Annotated in this window: 23 protein-coding genes; 4 read left to right on the forward strand and 19 right to left on the reverse strand. The window is 23.3% G+C overall.

Annotation, left to right across the window (positions count from 1 at the left end; genetic code table 11):
* Positions 1 to 160 precede the first annotated feature (160 nt).
* Positions 161 to 1,072 carry a glycosyltransferase gene (locus ACTTBO_RS07685; RefSeq protein ID WP_440657132.1) on the forward strand — a complete coding sequence of 304 codons (912 nt, stop codon included), beginning with the start codon at positions 161 to 163 and terminating at the stop codon, positions 1,070 to 1,072.
* Here ACTTBO_RS07685 and ACTTBO_RS07690 read toward each other — a convergent pair whose 3' ends face one another.
* Genes ACTTBO_RS07690 through ACTTBO_RS07760 form a run of 15 tightly spaced genes read right to left on the reverse strand, consistent with a single transcriptional unit; the run spans position 1,073 to position 14,807 of the window.
* Complete coding sequence (locus tag ACTTBO_RS07690) at positions 1,073 to 2,209, reverse strand: Gfo/Idh/MocA family protein (RefSeq protein ID WP_440657133.1); 1,137 nt, start codon at positions 2,207 to 2,209, stop codon at positions 1,073 to 1,075. It lies immediately after the preceding gene.
* A 17-nt stretch (positions 2,210 to 2,226) separates the two neighbouring features.
* Positions 2,227 to 3,075 (reverse strand): formyltransferase family protein, encoded by an 849-nt coding sequence (locus ACTTBO_RS07695; protein ID WP_440657134.1) that lies wholly within the window; start codon positions 3,073 to 3,075, stop codon positions 2,227 to 2,229.
* A complete protein-coding gene (locus ACTTBO_RS07700; protein WP_440657135.1) occupies positions 3,068 to 3,985 on the reverse strand; it encodes a hypothetical protein in 918 nt (305 codons plus the stop codon). Before ACTTBO_RS07700 ends, ACTTBO_RS07695 begins: the two co-directional genes overlap by 8 nt.
* Positions 3,978 to 4,886, reverse strand: coding sequence for a class I SAM-dependent methyltransferase (locus tag ACTTBO_RS07705; protein WP_440657136.1), 909 nt, complete (start codon positions 4,884 to 4,886; stop codon positions 3,978 to 3,980). The genes ACTTBO_RS07700 and ACTTBO_RS07705 overlap by 8 nt, the downstream gene beginning before the upstream one ends.
* Before the next feature lies 1 nt (position 4,887).
* Entirely contained in the window at positions 4,888 to 5,565 is a 678-nt protein-coding gene (locus tag ACTTBO_RS07710; RefSeq protein ID WP_440657137.1) for an acetyltransferase, read from the reverse strand.
* Entirely contained in the window at positions 5,565 to 6,734 is a 1,170-nt protein-coding gene (locus tag ACTTBO_RS07715) for an aminoacyl--tRNA ligase-related protein (protein WP_440657138.1), read from the reverse strand. The genes ACTTBO_RS07710 and ACTTBO_RS07715 overlap by 1 nt, the downstream gene beginning before the upstream one ends.
* Positions 6,735 to 7,856, reverse strand: a complete 1,122-nt coding sequence (locus ACTTBO_RS07720) for an acyl-CoA dehydrogenase family protein (RefSeq protein WP_440657139.1) — start codon at positions 7,854 to 7,856, stop codon at positions 6,735 to 6,737.
* Between the two features lie 5 nt (positions 7,857 to 7,861).
* A complete protein-coding gene (locus ACTTBO_RS07725; protein WP_440657140.1) occupies positions 7,862 to 8,092 on the reverse strand; it encodes a hypothetical protein in 231 nt (76 codons plus the stop codon).
* A complete protein-coding gene (locus ACTTBO_RS07730) occupies positions 8,092 to 8,781 on the reverse strand; it encodes a WbqC family protein (protein ID WP_440657141.1) in 690 nt (229 codons plus the stop codon). The genes ACTTBO_RS07725 and ACTTBO_RS07730 overlap by 1 nt, the downstream gene beginning before the upstream one ends.
* A 15-nt stretch (positions 8,782 to 8,796) precedes the next feature.
* A complete protein-coding gene (gene rffA / locus ACTTBO_RS07735; RefSeq protein WP_440657142.1) occupies positions 8,797 to 9,939 on the reverse strand; it encodes a dTDP-4-amino-4,6-dideoxygalactose transaminase in 1,143 nt (380 codons plus the stop codon).
* 3 nt (positions 9,940 to 9,942) lie between these two features.
* Entirely contained in the window at positions 9,943 to 10,800 is an 858-nt protein-coding gene (locus ACTTBO_RS07740) for a class I SAM-dependent methyltransferase (RefSeq protein WP_440657143.1), read from the reverse strand.
* A complete protein-coding gene (locus tag ACTTBO_RS07745) occupies positions 10,800 to 11,570 on the reverse strand; it encodes a sugar phosphate nucleotidyltransferase (protein ID WP_440657144.1) in 771 nt (256 codons plus the stop codon). Before ACTTBO_RS07745 ends, ACTTBO_RS07740 begins: the two co-directional genes overlap by 1 nt.
* A 4-nt stretch (positions 11,571 to 11,574) precedes the next feature.
* Positions 11,575 to 12,567 carry an NAD-dependent epimerase/dehydratase family protein gene (locus tag ACTTBO_RS07750; RefSeq protein WP_440657145.1) on the reverse strand — a complete coding sequence of 331 codons (993 nt, stop codon included), beginning with the start codon at positions 12,565 to 12,567 and terminating at the stop codon, positions 11,575 to 11,577.
* Positions 12,554 to 14,128: a hypothetical protein gene (locus ACTTBO_RS07755; RefSeq protein WP_440657146.1), complete on the reverse strand. Its 1,575-nt coding sequence runs from the start codon at positions 14,126 to 14,128 to the stop codon at positions 12,554 to 12,556. Before ACTTBO_RS07755 ends, ACTTBO_RS07750 begins: the two co-directional genes overlap by 14 nt.
* 7 nt (positions 14,129 to 14,135) lie before the next feature.
* The gene (locus ACTTBO_RS07760; RefSeq protein WP_440657147.1) at positions 14,136 to 14,807 is read right to left on the reverse strand and encodes a hypothetical protein; all 672 of its coding nucleotides are present in this window, start codon (positions 14,805 to 14,807) and stop codon (positions 14,136 to 14,138) included.
* A gap of 69 nt (positions 14,808 to 14,876) precedes the next feature.
* Here ACTTBO_RS07760 and ACTTBO_RS07765 point away from each other — a divergent pair, with 69 nt between their 5' ends.
* Positions 14,877 to 16,202: a hypothetical protein gene (locus tag ACTTBO_RS07765; RefSeq protein ID WP_440657148.1), complete on the forward strand. Its 1,326-nt coding sequence runs from the start codon at positions 14,877 to 14,879 to the stop codon at positions 16,200 to 16,202.
* A 7-nt stretch (positions 16,203 to 16,209) separates the two neighbouring features.
* On the opposite strand, the gene ACTTBO_RS07770 is transcribed toward ACTTBO_RS07765, so the two are convergent.
* Positions 16,210 to 17,157, reverse strand: coding sequence for a dihydrodipicolinate synthase family protein (locus ACTTBO_RS07770; protein ID WP_440657149.1), 948 nt, complete (start codon positions 17,155 to 17,157; stop codon positions 16,210 to 16,212).
* On the opposite strand from ACTTBO_RS07770, the gene ACTTBO_RS07775 reads away from it, so the two are divergent.
* Together ACTTBO_RS07775 and ACTTBO_RS07780 are read left to right on the forward strand one after the other, a co-directional pair.
* A complete protein-coding gene (locus tag ACTTBO_RS07775; protein ID WP_440657150.1) occupies positions 17,156 to 18,022 on the forward strand; it encodes an N-acetylneuraminate synthase family protein in 867 nt (288 codons plus the stop codon). The two genes, ACTTBO_RS07770 and ACTTBO_RS07775, sit on opposite strands and share 2 nt — an antisense overlap.
* Complete coding sequence (locus ACTTBO_RS07780; RefSeq protein WP_440657151.1) at positions 18,019 to 18,729, forward strand: acylneuraminate cytidylyltransferase family protein; 711 nt, start codon at positions 18,019 to 18,021, stop codon at positions 18,727 to 18,729. Before ACTTBO_RS07775 ends, ACTTBO_RS07780 begins: the two co-directional genes overlap by 4 nt.
* Here the strand turns inward: ACTTBO_RS07780 and ACTTBO_RS07785 are convergent.
* Genes ACTTBO_RS07785 through ACTTBO_RS07795 form a run of 3 tightly spaced genes read right to left on the reverse strand, consistent with a single transcriptional unit; the run spans position 18,718 to position 20,821 of the window.
* On the reverse strand, positions 18,718 to 19,416 hold the full coding sequence (locus ACTTBO_RS07785) for a phytanoyl-CoA dioxygenase family protein (RefSeq protein ID WP_440657152.1): 699 nt from the start codon (positions 19,414 to 19,416) through the stop codon (positions 18,718 to 18,720). The two genes, ACTTBO_RS07780 and ACTTBO_RS07785, sit on opposite strands and share 12 nt — an antisense overlap.
* A complete protein-coding gene (locus ACTTBO_RS07790) occupies positions 19,416 to 20,192 on the reverse strand; it encodes a TylF/MycF/NovP-related O-methyltransferase (protein WP_440657153.1) in 777 nt (258 codons plus the stop codon). The genes ACTTBO_RS07785 and ACTTBO_RS07790 overlap by 1 nt, the downstream gene beginning before the upstream one ends.
* On the reverse strand, positions 20,189 to 20,821 hold the full coding sequence (locus ACTTBO_RS07795; protein WP_440657154.1) for a TylF/MycF/NovP-related O-methyltransferase: 633 nt from the start codon (positions 20,819 to 20,821) through the stop codon (positions 20,189 to 20,191). The genes ACTTBO_RS07790 and ACTTBO_RS07795 overlap by 4 nt, the downstream gene beginning before the upstream one ends.
* Positions 20,822 to 20,842 lie beyond the last annotated feature (21 nt).

Genomic DNA, 20,842 nt, shown 5'->3' on the forward strand with positions numbered 1-20,842 from the left:
TTTTATAACTTTTCAAATTATTATTTATTTTTCAAATATTTTACTATTGTATATATTGGTTAATATAATGGGGATAAATCATATTATAAGTCAGTTATTTATTTTAATATTTTTAACTCTAATTAATTTCATCATTACAAAAAAAATTGTAGAATAAATTATGGACAAAAAAATTTCTATAATTAATTGCTTCTATAATAATCCTGAAGATGTCATCAGAAATTACAATCTTATAAAAAATTTTTTTGAAGAAAAAAACATCAATTTTGAAATTATATTTATTAATGACAATTCTCCAGATGAAACTTGGTCAGAAATAAAAGAAATTTCTTATAAAGATACGAGAGTAAAAGCAATATGTTTTAAATCAAATCAAGGACAACAAATTGCAATAAAAGAAGCTATAAATAAATCCTCTGGTGATTATATTCATTATTATGACTCTGATTTAAAATTTAATGAGGAATTTTTTGATAACTTTTTAAAAACACATAACAAAAATTATGAAGTTTTTTGGGGGATACCCAATATATCATCTACATTATTAAGAAATATTTTTATATTTTTTTATAAATTTATTTTTTCTAAAGATTATCATTATCGGAGCTTATTTATTTTTGACTACAAAATTAAAAATCAAATACTAGATGAATATAATGATGGAAAAAAATTTATTGGAGAGATATTATCCTTAAAAAAGTTCATTAATATAAAATTTAATTTATCGCAAAATATTAGTTTTAAAAAAACCAGCTATACTTTTTTTAAAAGATTTTCTCTTGCTGTAGATCATTTTGTTATTAATTCAGAAGAATTGTTTGATAAAATTTTAATTTCATTTTTCTCTATAGCTATCTTATTGTTCTTATTTAGTATTATAATCTTAATTTCAAAATTAATATTTAGTATAAATATTATTCCTGGGTGGTTGTCTGTAGTCGTCCTAGTTGCTTTTTTGAGTTCTTTGATATTAATTTTTAACGTATTTTTTGCAATGGTTAATTATAACATGTTAAAAAATTTGAAAACTCAAAGTAAAAATATTTATTTTGAAACTCACAATATTGACTGATTAAAATATTTTTTTTAAATGATTAATTTTTATTTTTCGTGATTTCTGATTGAGTGATCTTTTAGATAATTCTATTAATGAGCTCCATAAGAAGGCATCAGAATAATCAATATAAGGTTTAGTTTTTTTATTTACAGAACTCTCAAAATTTTTAAGTGTTTTATAAAAAGAAAATTGATACTTTAGCTTTTTAATTATGATTTGATCTTTTTTATTTAAATATTTTTTAAAGTTTATTGTTTTAAACTTTTTATTATTAAAATATTTCTTATAACTTATTACACTTTGTTCTTTATCGCTTCTGCCAGATATAAATACACCATTTAAGAATTGAATATGCATATCATGCATTGAAGATGGACGATTTGAAGTTGTATCACAAATAAGTTCTATTAATGTTTTCTTTTCCGTTTCAATTAATGAAAAAGATATATCTGGTCTATTAAATTTATATTTTTTGTTTTTAAAAATAGAAAAATATTTTTTGGTCATAGCAGATTCTTTTGAGGAAAAAGTGGAAATATATTTCAATTTATCATTGAAATACTTTGATAATATTTTATCAATTGGGCCAATTGAGTGTGTCGGATAATCATTTCCATTTTTTTTTAATCTTTCTTTTCCTCTCCAGCTTAAAAAACCGTTATTTTTATCAAAGCTTATGTCTTTGCAATCATGTATGTAAGAAGATCTTGCAAAAATTATATCGCCCATCTTATTATTTTTTAAAATCTTAGATAAATAAATAGATTGTGGGCTGAAACAATAGTTTTCTGACATCATGTAAATTAATTTATTTTTTCTTAATATTTTATTAATTTCTAATCCCTCTTTAATTTTCTTAAATGCTGGCACCTCGCACAAAATATGTTTTTTATTTTTTGCAGCTTCAATTGTATGGTTGAAGTGATATTTTACAGGACTGGCAATATATACTGCATTAATTTTATCATATGTAAAAAATTTATTTTGGGATGAAAAAATTTTAATTGATGGATTTTTTTTCTTAAAAAGATTTAGTTTTTTTATATCAGTATCTAACACTGAAATTACTTTTAATTTTAAATCGGTTTTTTTAATTAGTCTAATTAATTTTTCACCCCTACTTATTCCAATGATTCCAATATTTATTGCCATTGATTATTTTTTTAAAATTAAGAATTAATCTTATTTTTAACTTTTAAAGTATTTAAAGGTCCACTAACTTTTGATAATTTAATAACTACATCATCTTTTTTGAATACAACACAATCTTCATAAACAAACATAATTTCTAAGTTTTTAAATTTTTGTGAATAGTTAGCTACATAACTATTATTAATTTGGGAAGCTTCATAAACTTTAAAAATATTATTATTATTTATAAATGTACACCCTTGAGACTTATTGTTAAATGTTTTAATTCTTTGGATAAGTTGATTTGGATTTTCATTAAAATTAATTTTTTTATCGTCCTCTTTCCTAGAATAATAGATCCAGTCTCCTGGCTCTTGTTTTTTTCGTATACTAAAATTAGCTTTGAATGCTTCATGAAAAACCTCTTTCTCAGCAATAAAGCTTAGTTGATACATCAAACTTACATCCAAATCTTTTGAAAAAGGTATTTTTACTCTCGAAATAATATCTCCTCCATCAATAACCTCATTTATATGATGACAAGTTGCTCCACAATCTCTACTAAACAAAATTGATCCTAAGCATGGATCAATACCCTTTAAATCAGGTAAAAAAGATGGATGAATATTTACGTAAGTTTTTTTTTTTAAATGTTTAATAGGGAGTATAAATGGGCAACCATTAGATAACAAAATATCAAAGTCTGTTTTATTAATATAATTTAACAATTCTTCTTTAGAAGAAATAATTTTGTGCTTATAATTTTTCAGTAAATCATCTTTTTCTAAATGAGTATTTTTTATAACTAAAATATCTACATCTAAATCTAGCTTTATCATCTCCTCTAAAACAAATTTTCTATTTCCAACAAATAAAAATTTATTCATTTCTTCCTACTGCATATCCAGATCCTGTAAGACCATATTTATTACCTGTATAAAGCATATATTTGATATTTTTATGTTCTAACAAGTATGGATAACAGACACTTTCGTTATCCCATCCACTTTCTGAAATTGAAATTCCTGATTTACTATCATCTCTAGTCCAGTTAATACCATCGGCTGATGAGGCGTAGCCAATTCTGTATGTCGAATATTCTTTAGTTCCTCTGTGTGCAAACCACATTTGATATCTTCCATCCCATCTTACAACTGAAGGTCTTCCAAATGAATGCTCATATTCATCTTTTATTGGTATAATCAATCCAGGCCTATAACTCCAATTTAAACCATCATCTGAAGTAGCGTAATGTATGCCATATTTTGGATGCCAGCCTTCTTCCCTTTTTTCCCAACTAATTCCAGAATTATACCATGTTTTCCATTTACCATCTTTATCGACATGCACAGAAGTAGCTGCAGCAAATATAGGATTAAATTTATCTCTGCCCATAATTGGCCCATCAAACTCCCTTTTTGCTATCAATTTATCTGGGTCTGCTATTGCTCTTCCAGTATCACAATGCCAAAATCCTTGCTGAATATTTTGCCACCCTGAGTAATATATATAAATTTTATTATTATGTTTAACAAAACAGCAATTTAATAAACCTTCTGAGTCGAAATACCCTGGTTTACTTGGTTTTAATGCTACTTGAGGTTTTGAAATTAAATTTATTTTCTCATTTTTAATTTCTGCATGCGCAAGAAATATATTTGCATGTTTATTTAGCCTTGATGAAAAAGCTAATAAAAATATATCATTATCTAAATGAATCATTGAAGGGTGTGAAGCGTGGGTATATCCTGGGCCTCCAGTCTCAATTAAAAGACCTTTTTTTTCCCAATTAATCATTTTTTTTTATTTCTTGTTCAATTATTTTCTCTAATAAATCCACTCTACTTATATTAATTCTTTCAGCATATTTATTAAATTTATCCCTTAGTTTTGGATCAATACCTTCCAATTTTCCATAGTGCCTTTTTCTTATTGATCCACCTCTTTTACCAACATGGTTTAGATCAATATTAACATCCCAATTATCTCCAACCACATAATCAATTAAGTAAAAACAATTATTTATTACCCATGATAAATTAACTTTTGTTGCATTAATAGGTAGAAGTTCCATTGGTGGATCTAGTCTAAAAAGAGAATTATTTGTAATTAAACTTGCTGCCAATTCTGTTTTTTTTAACCAATAAGCAACTCCTTCGTCTCCAAAAACTACCTTACCTCCTTTTTTAGTAACTCTGTTCATTTCATCAATACCTTTTTTTATATCATGGTAAAGATTTATACCTCCAAAGTGATATGTGGCATCAAATATATTATCATCAAAGGGTAGATCAGTTGCATCATTAACTGAAAAAAAAATTTTATATTTATTTAAATCAATTAATTCTTTTGTTCTATTGTAAGCTGCAAACAACATTTCTTTTGCAAAATCTTGAGCATATATTTCTCCAGTCTCGCCTATAAGTTCTGCTATGTATGGTATATCGTTCCCTGCCCCTGTCGCTGTAATCAAAATTTTTTGACCTTTTTTCAAATCTAATTTTTTTACAAGCTCTATACGAAGATCTTCCTCATTTACATTATGAGTTTTAAAAAGCCAATTTAAAGCATTATCATGGATTTCAGCAGCGTTTTTAATTGAAAATTCATTTACATTCTCATCTTGAAATTGAAATATAGGTATACCAGTTGATTTATCTATCTCTAAAGGTTTTTTATTATAAATTAAATTACTCATGTTAAAAGTTATTACTTAAAAAGTTTGTAAATTGCAAACTATCTAATTTGTGCTTTAAGTCCTCAGGAGATATAACAACACTTTTTTTTTTCAAATTTTTTGAAACTAATGCTCTTGCACCAACAAAAGAATAATCATTAATTCTTAAATTGTTAGTAATTGTGGAATTAATACCAAAAAAACAGTTATTACCAATATGTGTATTTCCTGCCACAGCACTTCCAGAGGTAAACCAACAATTATTTCCAACTTTAACATGGTGACTAATTATACTTCCCGGCCATAAAAAATTATTATTACCTATTTTTACTAATGGGTGGATATTTACACTGTTCATAATTAAACAATTTTTTCCATATTTAAAATCTTGAGGTAAAATTGCTTTTGGATGAATTATAGAAACAATTTTAAACCCAATTTTTTTTATATTTTTAAAAATTTTCTCTCTTATTTTATTCATATTAGAATAACCTGTGGCAATAAAAATACTACAATCTTTTTTTTTGTATTTTTTTTTAACAGTCTCAAAATCAATTACAGGTATGCCAAAAATTTTTTTTTGTTTTATATATTTCTTATCAACCGTAAAGCATATTATTTCATAATTTTTGCTATCCAAAACAATTTTAGCAACAACCTCTGCACTAAAACCATTTCCAAAAATTATTAATTTTTCCATTAATTTAATTTTAATTTTTTTTTAAATCTATTTGGCCAGTATTTAATGTCATTTCCATGTTGACTATAAAGTGCCAAAATAAGTCTTTCAAAACCAATTCCTATGCAACCTGAATATATTTTTTCTGATTTTTTTTTATTACTTCTTATATTGAATGCATCACCAAAGGTATCCATATGATAATTAATAGATCCTATAGCTATTTTTTTTTTCAAAAAAGGTATGTATGCTAAAATTTCATACTTTAATTCAAATAAATGCTGAAATAATTTTTTACTCACTTTTCCAGTAAAAAAAGGATCATCAGCTACCTCTATAGAGCAATTTAAATTAGTAATTTGTAAAAATTTAATTATATCATCAATAAGTTTTTGTCTTGTTTTCAGAACAAAATCTTTATTACCGACAAACATAATATCTCTCACTGAAAAACTCATTAATCTATCTAGTGTATTTTTTTTAGATTTTTCGTCTCTAAAAACTTTGTTATATGTTGTGTAAACAGTATCCTTTAAATCAGTTGTATTACTTAATGCATAGTAACAATTATCACACACAGCTGGCTGAAGACCATACTCCGATTCTTTAAAAAATTTTTTTTCAATTTTAACAGTTTTATAATTTTTATTTTTTGAATATTTTTTTGAAAAATCTCTATAGTTATTATAATTTTTTTTAATACCAACCATAAAAAGAGATTGTTGCGGAAATTCAGACAAATAATTAATTTTTTTATAAAGATCTATTGGCCATAATAAAGGATTTTCTTGATCGATTGCTTTATATTTTTTAATAGCTAAATCAAAAAAATATTTATTACATTCTCTAAAAATTTTGAGAAATTTGCCCTGAAATTGAAATAAATTACTTGATATATTTACTACCTCTTTTTTTTTTTTTAAAATTTTTAGAGGATCTTTATTAAATCTAATTGACTTATTTTGTTGGAAAATAATTTTTCTTTTTTGAATTCCTCTTGATACAAAAATAGCATTTTTGATAGATTTTTTTATATGTAAAATTTCTTTTTTTTTAAAATTAACTATTTTTATAAGATTTTTTTCAATAATTAACTTAATTTGAGGGAAACTAGTTAATATAGTTTCTCGAATAAAGTTTTTTTGATCTTTATTGAGTTTAAGATCGCTTTCAAGTTTAATTTTTATCACTTATTTTCTTATTCCAAGTATTGAATTTAGCGCTACAAGTTGGGTTAATATCTGTGATGTACCTTCAATGTAACTAAAACCTTTGGATTCTCTTAAAAACCTTTCAATATTATTTTCACTGCTAGTACTATATGCACCATAAATATCCATAAGATTTGAAATCGTTTTAGTTAGGTGACTTGTCGCAAACAATTTTGCCATTGAACAGAAATTTTCAGAGTCAGAATTATAATTCCTTTTAAGTTTAAAAGCTTTATTTGAGATTGACAAACCAGCCTCAATAAAGACCCTTGTATCAGAAATGATTTTTTGAATTTGTTGAAAATTCCAAATTTTTTTACCAAATTGTTCTCTTTTTTTTGAATACTCTATAACCTCATCTAATGCTGCTGAACACATTGAGAAAGCAGATAATGCTGCAATAGCTCTTCCATGCATTAATGCATAACCTAATGCTTTTGATGAAGTTATAATATTTTCACCTAATATATTCTTTTTTGTCAACTTTAAGTTATTAATATCTATAGTTGCAATGTGTGATCCTCTATTGCTTATAATATTTTTTAATTCTTTTTTTTTTAATTTTTTACTTTTAGACTCAGTTAAAAATAGAATCAAACCCTCTTCACCATTTGCAAGTATAAGATAGATGTTTGATATAGCTCCAAGAGTAATCCAGGTTTTTTTACCATTTAAGATATAATTTCCTTTTTTTCTTATATAATTTGTTTTAATTTGATTAATATTTGAACCGGCTGTTGGCTCAGTAATTAATAATGATGAAATAAAATTTTTTTTTTCTATATGTTTCAGAATTAATTTTTTCTGATTGATTGTACCATATTTTAAAATTGTACTTCCAACCATTCCTAAAGACACCAAAAAGTAATTTCTTATATTTGCGCAATATTTTGTTGCATGATAATAAAAATTAAATTCGTCATTATAACTAAAGGTATTTTTATTATTAAAATGATATCCCAATATCCTAATTAGATCTTTCTTATCAAAATCTCTTAGAATTTCTTTTGGAAAAATTTTTTTTTTATCTGAGACTACTCCAATCTTTTTATATTTTTTATCAGCTAAATTTTTTATTTTATTTAATGTTTTATTTTGCACAATATTTATTTACTTTGTTCAGTAATGATATATTTATAACATGCTTTGTAACTTGTAAGGTTTGCAATTTTTGATGGTTTTATTTTCTTCAATTTAAATTTTTCCTCTATTTCTAAAATTAAATTTATATGACTGAAGGAATCCCATTTTTCTGTATTCTTAATATTACTATTTTCAATTTTTTTTATGTTTATAGAAAAATGTTTAATAAATAATTTATTTAGTTTTTCTTTCATTATTTCAAATTTAAAAATTTATTTATACCTGTACCACAATTCATCATGCAATCAACTATACTTAAATTCTTAATAAAATTAGCACTTTGCTGTTTATAAATTTTAGTCCTTCCATAATCAAACCACTCTATTTTAATATTATTGTTTAAAAAAATTTTTTCATTCAAATAGTTTTTAGCGCTAGGACCAGTGACATAAATTTTAGATTTTCGAGACTTACAAATTTCAAGAAGTCTTTCCGAAGCATCTTTCTCATTTTTTTTTATTGTTGTCGAGTCTCTAAAATTACATTCTAAATTTAGATGTTTTGAAATTGATTTAATTATATACTTATTTATATAAGAAAGGTTATCTGTGTCTATTTCTGAATAAACTTTCTGTAAAAATTCATATGTCTCATGAAAAAATTTACTCTTTGAATAATAATGTTTAAAAATTTTTAGGTGTTGATTTGCCCAATTCTTATCATTTACAAACATATTTGAAATTTTTTCATCATAATTTCCTTTATTTTGAACAGGAATAGTAATCCATTTCTTATTTTTTCCATCGTTTAATAAATTTCTATTTCGCCAATCTCTTCTTGTAAATTGTACCTCATCAAAAAATATAAATTCATCAACATAATTTATAAGATCAAAATATCCTTTCCATGGGATATAATTAGACTGCGTGACCACTATTTTCATTGATAAATATTATTTTTATATATTTTCTTCGACTTGAAAATATTTATTTATATGATTTTTTATCTTGGTTATTGTTTTAAAATTTAATATTTTATGATCTAAAACGATTGGAAACCTTATAATACTCTTTGATAAAATTTCTGTCTTATTTAATTTTCCAAATTTACAAAATTTTTTTCCTGCTATACTTTGGTGTAATGGAACATAATGAAAAGTACAATTAATTTTATTTTTATTTAAATATTTTAATAAACCATCCCTATTTCTTATAATAATATAAAAAATATGTCCATTGTGTTTGGAGTACTTAGGGATGTATGGAAGGGTAATTTTTTCATTTTTCAAATCCTTTAAAGTTTTATAGTAATAATTCCATATCTTTAACCTCATCGATGTAATTTTTTTTGAATAAAGTAATTGTGCATATAAAAAAGCTGCACTTATTTCACTCATCCCAAAAGAGGAACCTATATCTACCCAAGAATATTTTTTTACAATGTTTCTGTTAAATTCATCTCTATTTGTACCTTTGTCTCTTAATATTTTTGATCTCTTAATATATTTTGGATTATTAATTAAAAGTGCGCCTCCTTCTCCGCAGTGAATATTTTTTGTTTCATGAAATGAAATTGTTGATAAATCACCAAAAGATCCCAATGGTTTATTTTTATATGTGGAGAGTATGGCATGAGCAGCATCTTCTATTAATAGAATTTTATGTTTTTTTGTTATTTTACGAACTTTGTCTAAATCGCAACTTATTCCACCATAATGTATAACGATTACGGCTTTTGTTTTTTTTGTAATTGCAGCTTCGATTTTATTTTCATCAATATTTAAAGTGCTTTCTTCTATATCTACTAAAACTGGCTTTGCTCCTCTCAATACAAAAGCGTTTGCGGTTGAAACAAATGTGTAAGAAGGCATGATAATCTCATCTCCCTTTTTTAAATTCATTAGTATTGCAATCATTTCTAAAGCAGCTGTGCATGAATTTGTTAGGATCGAGGATTTAACTTTTAAATTTTTTTCAATCCAATCTTGGCATTTTTTTGTAAAATTACCATTCATTGAATAATGATTATTTTTTACAACTTTTTGAATATTCTTTATCTCATTGGTAAAGACTTTAGCCACATTATATTTAATTGTTTTCATAATTTATTTTTTAAGCAACATTATTAAATAGGGAAAAAATCTTTTTGGGAATATTTTTTCAACAATTTTATATAATTTAGCTTTAATTAAAATTAAGTAGATAACTTTTATAAAGTAATTTGAAAATATTCGAGAAGAAAATTTTTGATCATATTTAATTCTTTTCATAACTTCTGAAAATGGGTTTATATAAAATATATTAAAATTAAGTTTTTGAATATGAGTAAAAGAACAATTAAAATTCAATGATTCAATTATTCGATTATATGTTTCTTCACCAAACTTCTTTATTAATTTGTTTTTTTTTATTTTTTTTAAAGTAAATAATGGGGCAAATGGGATAAAGAACGTGTAAAAGTGCGATTCGAAAGGAAAAGAGTAATTAGGGCATTTTATTAACATTCTGCTATCTTTATCTTTTAGCAACGAGATTGATTTTGTTAAATGGTTTTCAATATTATTAACATGCTCAAGTACATTTATTGAAAAAATAAAATCAAATTTTTCTGCAGAATTTACTGCATATTTTTCTAATGTTTGATTATGAATTTCTAAACTTTTATTTTTAATTAAAATATATTCTCTCATTTTATCTATATAGTTTTGGAAACCCCCACATTCAATTGATTGAATTTTATATCCTTCATATTTTAGATATGAAGAGAGAAAATGTAACCCACCACCTATTTCTAATATCCTTTTACTTTTATTAAGGTAATTTTTAACTGAAATATATCCAAAATTTGCGTCAGATTTTGCATTTTCATAATATTTTATTATTTCTAATTTATTATCTTCTCCAACATATTTTAACAAATCCTTTAATGGATAATAAGTTTCTATAAATTTATCTAAATTCATTAAATTAATTTAGATATTTCAAAACCCTGTTTATTTTCTATTAATTTAATAAATTCTGAACATTCATATAATTTATCAAAAGTTCCCATATCAAACCAAGTTATACCTCTACCAAGATTAATATAATTCAATTTCTTATTTTTGATTAAAATATTATTTAATGATGTAATTTCTAATTCTCCTCTCTTTGATCTTTTTAATTTTTTAACATTTTTTAATTCTTTACTGTTATAAATATACAACCCAGTTACTGCTAAATTGCTAAAATTATTTTTTGGTTTTTCTATTATTTTAATAATTTTATTTTTTTTATTCAAATATACAATTCCAAACTCTTTTGGATTTTTTACAGGACACAAAAATATATAAGATTTTTTATCTTTGAGTGTTTTTTTTAGCAAAGCTGGAAACTCTCTTCCATAAAAAAAATTATCTCCCAACATTAAAGCTACTTTATCAGTATTTTTAATAAACTCAGATCCAATTAGAAAACTTTCGGCTATACCTCCGACAGGATTTCGCTGTATTTTAAAGTTAAAGTTTACTCTATATTTTTCAGATATAGGTTGGGTTAATTTTCTGTAAACTAAATCATCACCTTCGTTACAAATTATTAAAATATTTTTTATTCCCGCATATATCAATACTGAAATAGAATAATAAATCATTGGTTTATTGTAGACTGGCAATAAATGTTTAGATATATAGTCAGAAACAGGTCTTAATCTAGTTCCTTTACCACCTGCAAGAATTATTCCTTTTGTAACCATGTTTTTAATTTAAAAATTTATTTTTTGCTTTTAAATATTTATACCAATTTAAAGTAATCGTTTTTTTATTTTTCTTAATTAATTTTTTTTTAAGCAAGTTAAACATTTCCCTCACACCATAATCAAGATTATAAATAGTTTTAAAATTGAGCTTTTTCAGTTTATTAAATGATACTCTATATGATCTATGGTCAGGGTTTCCATACCATTCTAGTTTTGATTTGCTGTAAGTGTTTTTTATAACAATTCTAGCAAGATCAATAATTTTTTTAGTGCACTGTTTTGAGCCTACATTGAATATTTCTCCATTAAACTTTCTATAATTTAAATTAATTAAATGACACATTAGTCTAGATGTATCTTTTACGTGGCAAAGAGGTCTATATTGTTGGCCATCTCTCATAATTGGTAATATTTTATTTTTAAAAACCCCTTCAGTCATTCCATTAATTGCTAAATCAAATCTCATTCTTGGAGAATATCCAAATAAAGTCGCTTGTCTTAAAATTATAATATTGAATTTTTTGGACTTAAGTTTAGCAATACTCTGTTCTGCTTTTAAATTAGATTTAGCATAAATTGTTAAAGGTTTTACTTTGCTATTCTCATTTACAATTATTTTTTGATTTCCATACACAGAACATGTGGATGCTAGAATATATTTATTCACACCCATTTGTTTTGCAATTTCTGCGTTCCTCAATCTTGCCTTAAAATTAGTTTCTAAAGTTAATTTAGAAAATTCATCACCTGAAGGATCATTTGAGATAGCAACTAAATCAACAACACAATAAATATCTTTAAATAAATTTTTATTTATTTTTCTACAGTCAACTTTTAATATTTTCAGATTTTTGTTGTTTTCTAAAGTTTTTCCAAAAAAAAATTTATCTACAGCGATAACAAAAAAATTTTTTTTTATCAGCATTGGAACTAATATACTTCCGATATAGCCACCTGCACCTGTTACTAAAATTTTTTTTTTAATTTTTTTCATCTAACTTAAAAAGTTTTATATTTTTTGATAATTCTTCAACAAAAATAAAATTATTATTATTTTTACATTTATTTGTAAGATTTATTAATAAATTATTTGTTTCAAATAAACTCTTTTCTGTAAAAACAGCTATTAATAAATTATCTCCATAAGATAGTTGCCAATCAACCAATTTGCATTCTTTGTGTCTTGGGGGATAACCATATGTCAAAGCAGAATACATGCCATATAAAGTAGTGATATTAAAACTCCAGCCTGTATGAACTCTATCATCAACAATTGATAGTCTTTTATTATTTTTCTTAGCATAATTAACTAATTTTTTATTTTCTTTTACCTTACTAATCAATATATCTTTGAAAGGAGAGTCGTAGGACCTGGGAAATCCTGAATGTCTATTGTAAATTTCATAATTAATATGAATAGGAAAAATTATTAAAAATACCATTGGAATAAAAAGCAATAATTTAGATATCTCAAATTTTTTGGTTTTTAAAGACTTGAATATAGTAATAATTAAGTAGTGAAATATTGTGACTCCCATAACAATTGATAGAAATAAATGTGACCACGAACTATGCTTATAAATAGAAAACCCAATTTGATGAAATGGCTCTAAAAGGTTAAATATTGAAAATGCAATATAAATTATACTAATTTTTTTTAGAAAATCACTTTCGAAAAATTTATAAATAATTAGTATTATTATTGATAATAAAATTCCAGAAATGTAAGTTACTGTATAAATTCTCTTTAGCATATCCTTATAAAATGTTTGATATCCTTTAATATACGGTGCTCTATTTTCTAAATCATACTGAATTGTATATGTAATTAAATTTTCCCAATTAACTTTTAAAATGGTTCCAACAATTACATCAAGTATTATTATGAATAAAAAAGTCCAAATTAGAAAATTAAAAATATTTTTAATATTTTTTTTATTTATTTTAAATTGTACTTTTTTATTTATTAAAAATAATAATAAACATGGAATTATGAATTTAATATTTCCTTGATATGTTATTATGGATAAAGCTGAAATTATTGTTAAAAACTGTAATTTATAATTATCTTGATTATGAGTTAATAGTATATAAAGAAATAGAACAAATAATAAAAAACTCTCTGATTGTACGTAAGAAACACCTACTATTCCTAAGAAATATACTTTTAAATAAAAAATCTTAGTTATAATTATGATTGGCAATAATATTGACTTATTTGAGATAAGGAAAATTATTTTACATGTGAAAAAAATTATAAAAAATAATAGTATATTTTTTGAAACAAACTTTCCCCAAAATGGACCAAATAAGTTATGAAAAAATAGATTATATAAATGTATAGTCCATCTTCTAAAATAATAAGTGTCATAAAAATGTGTTTTAATATAATCGAAATATTCTACTGTCCCGAAATAAAGCCATTCATCGATTAAACCAAAGGCGTTGTGGTACCAAATTTGATATTTATAATTCAAAATTCCACAAAATAGAAAAGAAAGTAATATAAAGTAAGTATTTATATTTCTTAAAACGAGTGAATGAATTTTTTGCATTAAAAAATTAATTTGGATGTAAGTTGAGACAATTATCAATATTGTCTATTAAAGGTTCATAATATTTTTTTATAAATTTTTCATTGCATTTAAATTTATAATGCACACAATCAATATTATTAATTTTAATATCTCTAACAAAAAAAATATTTTCCTTATACTTCAAATTATATTTTCTAGAAAATTCATTAATATTATCTTTTGTATTAATTATGGATTTATAGAAATTTCTTTTATTTGGTAAGAAAAATTTTTTTTTTTTACTCATAATATTTTCAAAACTAAGCAGTTTTTTATTTTCGTCACAAAACATGAAATTAAGGTGAGGATCAATTAAATACAAATTTTCTTGAAATCTAAATATAACTATCACATGAGTAAGTCGTGTCAAATCTCTGCCAAAATTATAGGTTTTATTGTCAATTTTTCTTTTAAATAAAAAGTTTGAAAATAAAGAGCTAGATAAACCACATTTAGAGAGTAATTTTTTTTTTCTTACTTCAATTAAGGCTTTTTTATAAGATGAAATATCATAATTCCATAGACCTTGTATATTATCATATTCCTTATATGCCTGATTTGAACTGAATGGTATTGCGGTAGCGTTAGATATAATTGAGCAATATTTTCTAATTAAATTTATACTCACATTACTTTTTTTTATATTGATTTTTTGCATTTTAACTACCAAGTTAATAAATAGTGATTTGCAGCTAAATACAATAGAATATTTAACAATATAAATTTTATGGAAAAACTAGTTGATATAAAGAGTTTAAAAGAATTTTTTTATAAAAAAAATATCAATATAATTGCACCTAATGTTGAAACTGTAAAAAAAAATTCATATGATATTTTAAAATCAGACTTAAATGTTCTTGTAAATTTTCATATTGATGAGATTAAATCAGTTCAAAATATTTTAAATAATAATTTCATCTTATTCCACACAACATGTTCAGAATATGATAGTATAGTACCTCCTAAATTGTGTATCAATAATTATTTTTTTGAAGAATTAAAGAAATTAAAATGTAAACATCTCATTTCTTTAGGTGCCAAATTTTATAATAAAAAAGATGAACTAAAAAACTTTTTACATATATTCAAAAATATAAGCATAATAGAACTTTATAAAATTTATGAATATGAGAAAAAGCTTAAATTTCTTCCTAATGCTTTAATATTAACAATCCTCGAAGTATTAAAATTTAATCCAAAAAAAATAAAATTAATAGGTTTCGATTTACATGCAATACCAAGTAATATTTCTAATAAAAAACATTATGAAAATATTGCTAATAAAAAATTTTTTTCATCTTTTTTTCTAACTAGTGATCAACACAATTATTTAAATACAACTTCACTTTTAAGGAAATTGTACAAAAACAAAAAGATTATTGTAGATGATAATTTAAAAGAAATTTTAACTTTTAAGGTAAGTAAAAACAAAATTTACCAAAGCCTCAATAATAGTAATGATATAGCAAAGTTAATAAATAAATTAAAAAATATAAAATCTTTAAGCCAATTAATAAAATATAATCTTGATCTTAATGAAAAAATAATAACTAGTATAGATCTTACAAATTCAATAAATAAATTAAATACTTTTAATAAAGTAGATAAGATAATAAATGTAAATTATAATAAAAATATAAATTATTATAATACGAGTCTGAACATAAATTTAATTGATATTAAAAAATTATTTAATGATAAATTTAAAAGAATTGAAAAACCTATATTTCCAAGTAGAGGTATAATAAAAAATATTTTTAAAAAAGTTGATTATTGGGATGAAATTTTTAGATACAATTTTTTTGTTCAGAAAAGACTAATAATTTTTAAAATAAAATTTAATATTACGGTAATATCTAAGGGAATTATTTTAAGAATTTTTAAAAATAGCAAAGACTTTTATGAAATCCCGCTATTAAGAGGAAAACATAACGATGATTTTCTAATGTATAATTCTATCGGAGAAATAAAATTTGATATTATAAATCCACCTTTGTCTAATAGAAGTATTTGGAAAATTAATAATTTTGAATTTCAATATGTAATTTGTTAAAATTAACTTATTGAAAAAATTTATTCTGATATTTATTTTGAGATATTTCTTTAAATCTTTTAAAACATTCTTTTACTTTACTTAATTCAGATTTGTTTAATTCACTACCTGGTTTTCTCTCATAAATCTCCATTAAATTATTAAAAAACAAGAATGCTTTAATGACTCTATGCCAACCATATTTATTTGACAATTTAAAAAAAGGTTTCTCAAAATCATTAATAAATTGATTACAATTTATTAAATTTCCCTTTTTATATTCATTGTAAAAGTAATTACCTAAACAGGGATCAATATTTGAAATGCCTGAAATCCATCCGTAACAATTGTTCGCAACCTTTAGCCATTGTTTTTTTCCTTGACCTGATGTTAATATTATTTTTTTTAGTTTAAACTTTTTAACAATTTTATTTGTGTATGAGTCAATTTTACTGTCCTCTTTCATTCCAATAAAATTTTTTAAAGATAAAATTCTACTTAATAATTTAACACTATAATAATTTTTTTTATTACTATAAATTCCTTTCTCAAACTCTTGTTGGTGTAAAAATAAATCTAAATTAGTGTTTTTTGATATTTCTTTGAAATGATCGTAAACTTGTAAATCTGCATAATACTTTTCACCAAAAATCAAACTACAAGCATCTGCTCCTTTTTTTTTAAACAGTTTACAGAATTTTATAGTATCTTTTGTTGAGCAGTGTATCGGCTCTGCAGCAATAAAATAATTTTTTTTTGATAATTTTTTAACTATTTTATTACAAAAACTATTTACCTTAATTATCTCTTTTACATTTAATACTGCAAATCTTGAGTTATAAGGCATTACATAAAATACTCTAGCACCTTTTTTAAATAGATAATTTATATAGTTTTTTAATGAAAAAAAATCTATATCTTCATTTTTTTTAAATGGTAAAATAATTGAAAATACAGGACCTCTTAAAAATTTCATGATTAAAATAAATAATAACATAATTTCAGTTAATTCAAAAACTTATATAATTGCTGAAATTGGAATTAATCATAATGGAGATTTAAAAAAAGCTTTAGAGCTTATTGATGTTGCAAAAAATTCTGGAGCTGACGCTGTCAAATTTCAGAAACGTTCTCCAAAAATCGCAATACCTAAAAGATATTGGAGAACCAAAAAAATCACACCTTGGGGAAAGATGAGTTATATTGATTATAAAATTAAAACTGAACTTTCTATAGAGGATTACAATATTATTAATGATTATTGTAAAAAAAAAGGAATCACCTGGTTTGCGTCATGTTGGGATATTCAATCCGTAAAAGACCTTCATGATTTCAATTTACCCTGTTATAAAATTGCTTCAGCATCAATAACGGATTTAAAACTTTTAAAATTTATTTCTTCTTTAAAAAAACCTATTTTTTTATCGACTGGTATGAGTTCTGAAAAACAAATATCTATTGCATATAATAAAATAAAAAAAAATCCGAATGTTATAATGCACTGTAATAGCGAATATCCATCAAAATATCAGGATTTAAATTTAAAATATATTAATAAACTAAAAAATAAGTATAAGAAATCAATTGTGGGATATTCAGGACATGAAATAAGTTTAATTCCCACTGTGGCTGCTGTGGTGCTTGGTGCAAAAGTAATAGAAAGACATATTACGCTTGATAAATCTTTATGGGGTTCAGATCATAGTTGTTCTTTAGAGCCCCTTGGCCTAAGTAGATTAGTAAAAGAAATAAGAGTAATTGAAAAATCTTTAGGTTCAGCAAAAAAAGTTATTACTGAAGGTGAAAAATTAATGATAAAAAAGTTGAGAAAATATAAGTGAAAAATATTGCTTTTATACCAGCTAGAGCAGGATCAAAAAGATTAAAAAATAAAAATTTCAGAAACTTCAATAAAATTCCTCTTATTGAGCACTCGCTAAAAGCTGCAATAGATTCAAAATGCTATGAAAAAATTATTGTATCTTCTGATGATTTAAGAATTAAACACCATATTGAAAATAAATATAAGAATTTTGACCATGTTCTTTTTATAAAAAGACCTAAAATACTCTCTGGTGACAAAATAAAAGTTTTACAAGTTATTAATTATTATTTTGAAAAACTTAGGATAGATGAAACTTTTGAGACAATATCTTTATTATTGCCAACTTGTCCTCTGCGAAATAGTAATCATATAAAAAAAGCTTTTGAAATTTTTGAAAAAAAAAAACTAGATGGATTAATATCAATCACAGATGTTGGTTTTGTTTATAAAATGGGGATTAAAATTCATGGAAATTATATTAGGCCATTTTGGAAAAATTCACCATTAATTACAGGAAATACTAGATCTCAAAATCATAAAAAAATATACAGACCTAACGGAGGTATATATTTAAGTGCTACGAAAAGTTTCAAAAAAACAAAAAATTTTTTTAAACAAAAAAAAATAGGACACCTAATTATGAATAAAATTGAATCCCTAGATGTTGATGACATAGACGATTTTAAACTAGCTGAATTAGCAAAAAAAAATTTAGTTTTTTAGAAATTTATATCTTATTAGCAAAGTAAATCTAACTTTGTTAGAGGTATTTTTTCCTGATTTATGAATACAAAAAAAATCCATCAATAAAGCATCTCTTTCACTTAAATTAATATTAATTTCTTTTTTAGGTTTAAATTTTTCTAATTTATGCCTTAAAAATTTTTTATTTTTCACATCTAAATATTTTTTTTTATGTTTTTTAAACTTATTCACTGGAGTAGCATCTACAATTAATGATCCTTCTTTGGTTCCTAATTTATATAATGGGATATAAATTACATACCCATCATAATTAATAAGGTTCGTTTTACTTTGATAATAGGAAAAATCTTGATGCCAAGGTAATGACATTTTTTTATCTTCCTTATCAAAAATACTTGGTAAATCAATTCTAAGATTAAAATCAACAAATAAACTCTTTTTTTTATTTTTGATAATATTACCAATTTTTTTTTTATATTTTTGGGTTTTAGAAATTTTTTTTATGATAATTGATTCTTTTAAATTATCTTGAAGAGTACTTATGCTAGAAGGATCATTCTTATAATTGTCAATAATTTTATTTGAAATTAATTTAATATTATTTTGTTTAATTTTTATATTTTTTAAGATTAATTTGATTATTTCAGTATGATCTTTCTTATCTAAAAAATTTTTAATTTTTATATAATTTTTATTTAATAACATTAAGTCTTAATGATATAACTGGCCATTGGAGATATAGGCAATCTTTTGATTTGATAATTTTTAATTCCCAAAACCTGATCAAATGCCATTGTCTCTCCAGGATAATCTTCATGATTTAATTCATCAAAAATAATTATTCCTCCTTTAGGAACTTTCTCATATAATAATTCTAAAGCTAATTTTGTTGGTTTAAAAATATCTAAATCTAAATGCAGCATTGAAATTACTATATGTTTATTTTTACTTAGGAATTTTGGTAATGTTTTCATAACATCACCTTTTATCAATGATATTTTATTAACGTTACCTATTTGTCTATTTTTATCATAAAAACTAATAATTTTTTTTAAATCATTAAAAACATCAAAATTTAAACCTCCAGTCTTCATATGATTTGCTTTTGAATTCTTGTCTTCATCTGATAAACTTTTGAATCCTTTGAAAGTATCAAATCCATAAATTTTTCTTGTATAATGATGTCCCTCATTGATTGAACAAATATGAGCCATAGCCATTAAAAATGAGCCTTTACCAACACCCATTTCTACTATTGAGCCTGGAATCTTTTCTATTTTCTTGTAAAAATCATACGTTTCCAGAAATCTTTGTACACATTGCCTTGTGTTATAGACGGGGAAAGAATGTGCTACATCAAATTTTTGAATTTTTAAATGATTAATGTGTTTTGAAAAGTTACCATACCACTTCAATTGCTTCTTGGTATTTCTAGTTTTCTCTAAATTATTTATTAAAGATTTTTTATTTTTTTTTGTCATTTTTGCAAATAATAAAATGTTCTATAAATTTTAACCTTTTTTAATTTTTTTAACAGTTTGTTTTCTTTTAAAAACTCATTTACTGCCTTGGTTTCTCCATCAAATACTTTATAATTATCAAGTATTATTATTCCTTTTTTAGAAAGCATTGGCCAAGACTTTTCTAAAGCAACTTTAGTGGGGTAATATAAATCAAAATCTAAATTGATTAGAGATATTTTTATACTTTTTTCAAAAAATTTAGGTATCGTTTTTTCAGCATGCCCTTTAATAAGCTTAATTTTATTAAATTTTCTTTTTTTTATATTTGTTAATAATTGTTTATAAGTAGAGCGATCACTTAAGGATTTATACCATTGATTAAATTTTTTTTTTGAAAAATCCTTATCAAGAATTTTTGGTTTCTTAAAAGTGTCAAAGCCATAAATCATTTTATTGCAACTTTCTATCTCAGAAAAAATTGCAAATCTAAATAGTGAAGATCCATTTAAAACTCCATAATCAATTATAGATCCTTTAATTTTTTTAATCTTTTTGAAAATTTCATATTGAAAACAAAATTTTGATATTCTTTTAGAATTTGTTGTTCTATAAAAAAGATTTTCTATTTTAAATAAATCTTTTTTCATACTTGGAATATTTAATTTTTA

Source organism: Candidatus Pelagibacter sp. HIMB1509 (assembly GCF_052047855.1).
Taxonomy (GTDB): domain Bacteria; phylum Pseudomonadota; class Alphaproteobacteria; order Pelagibacterales; family Pelagibacteraceae; genus Pelagibacter.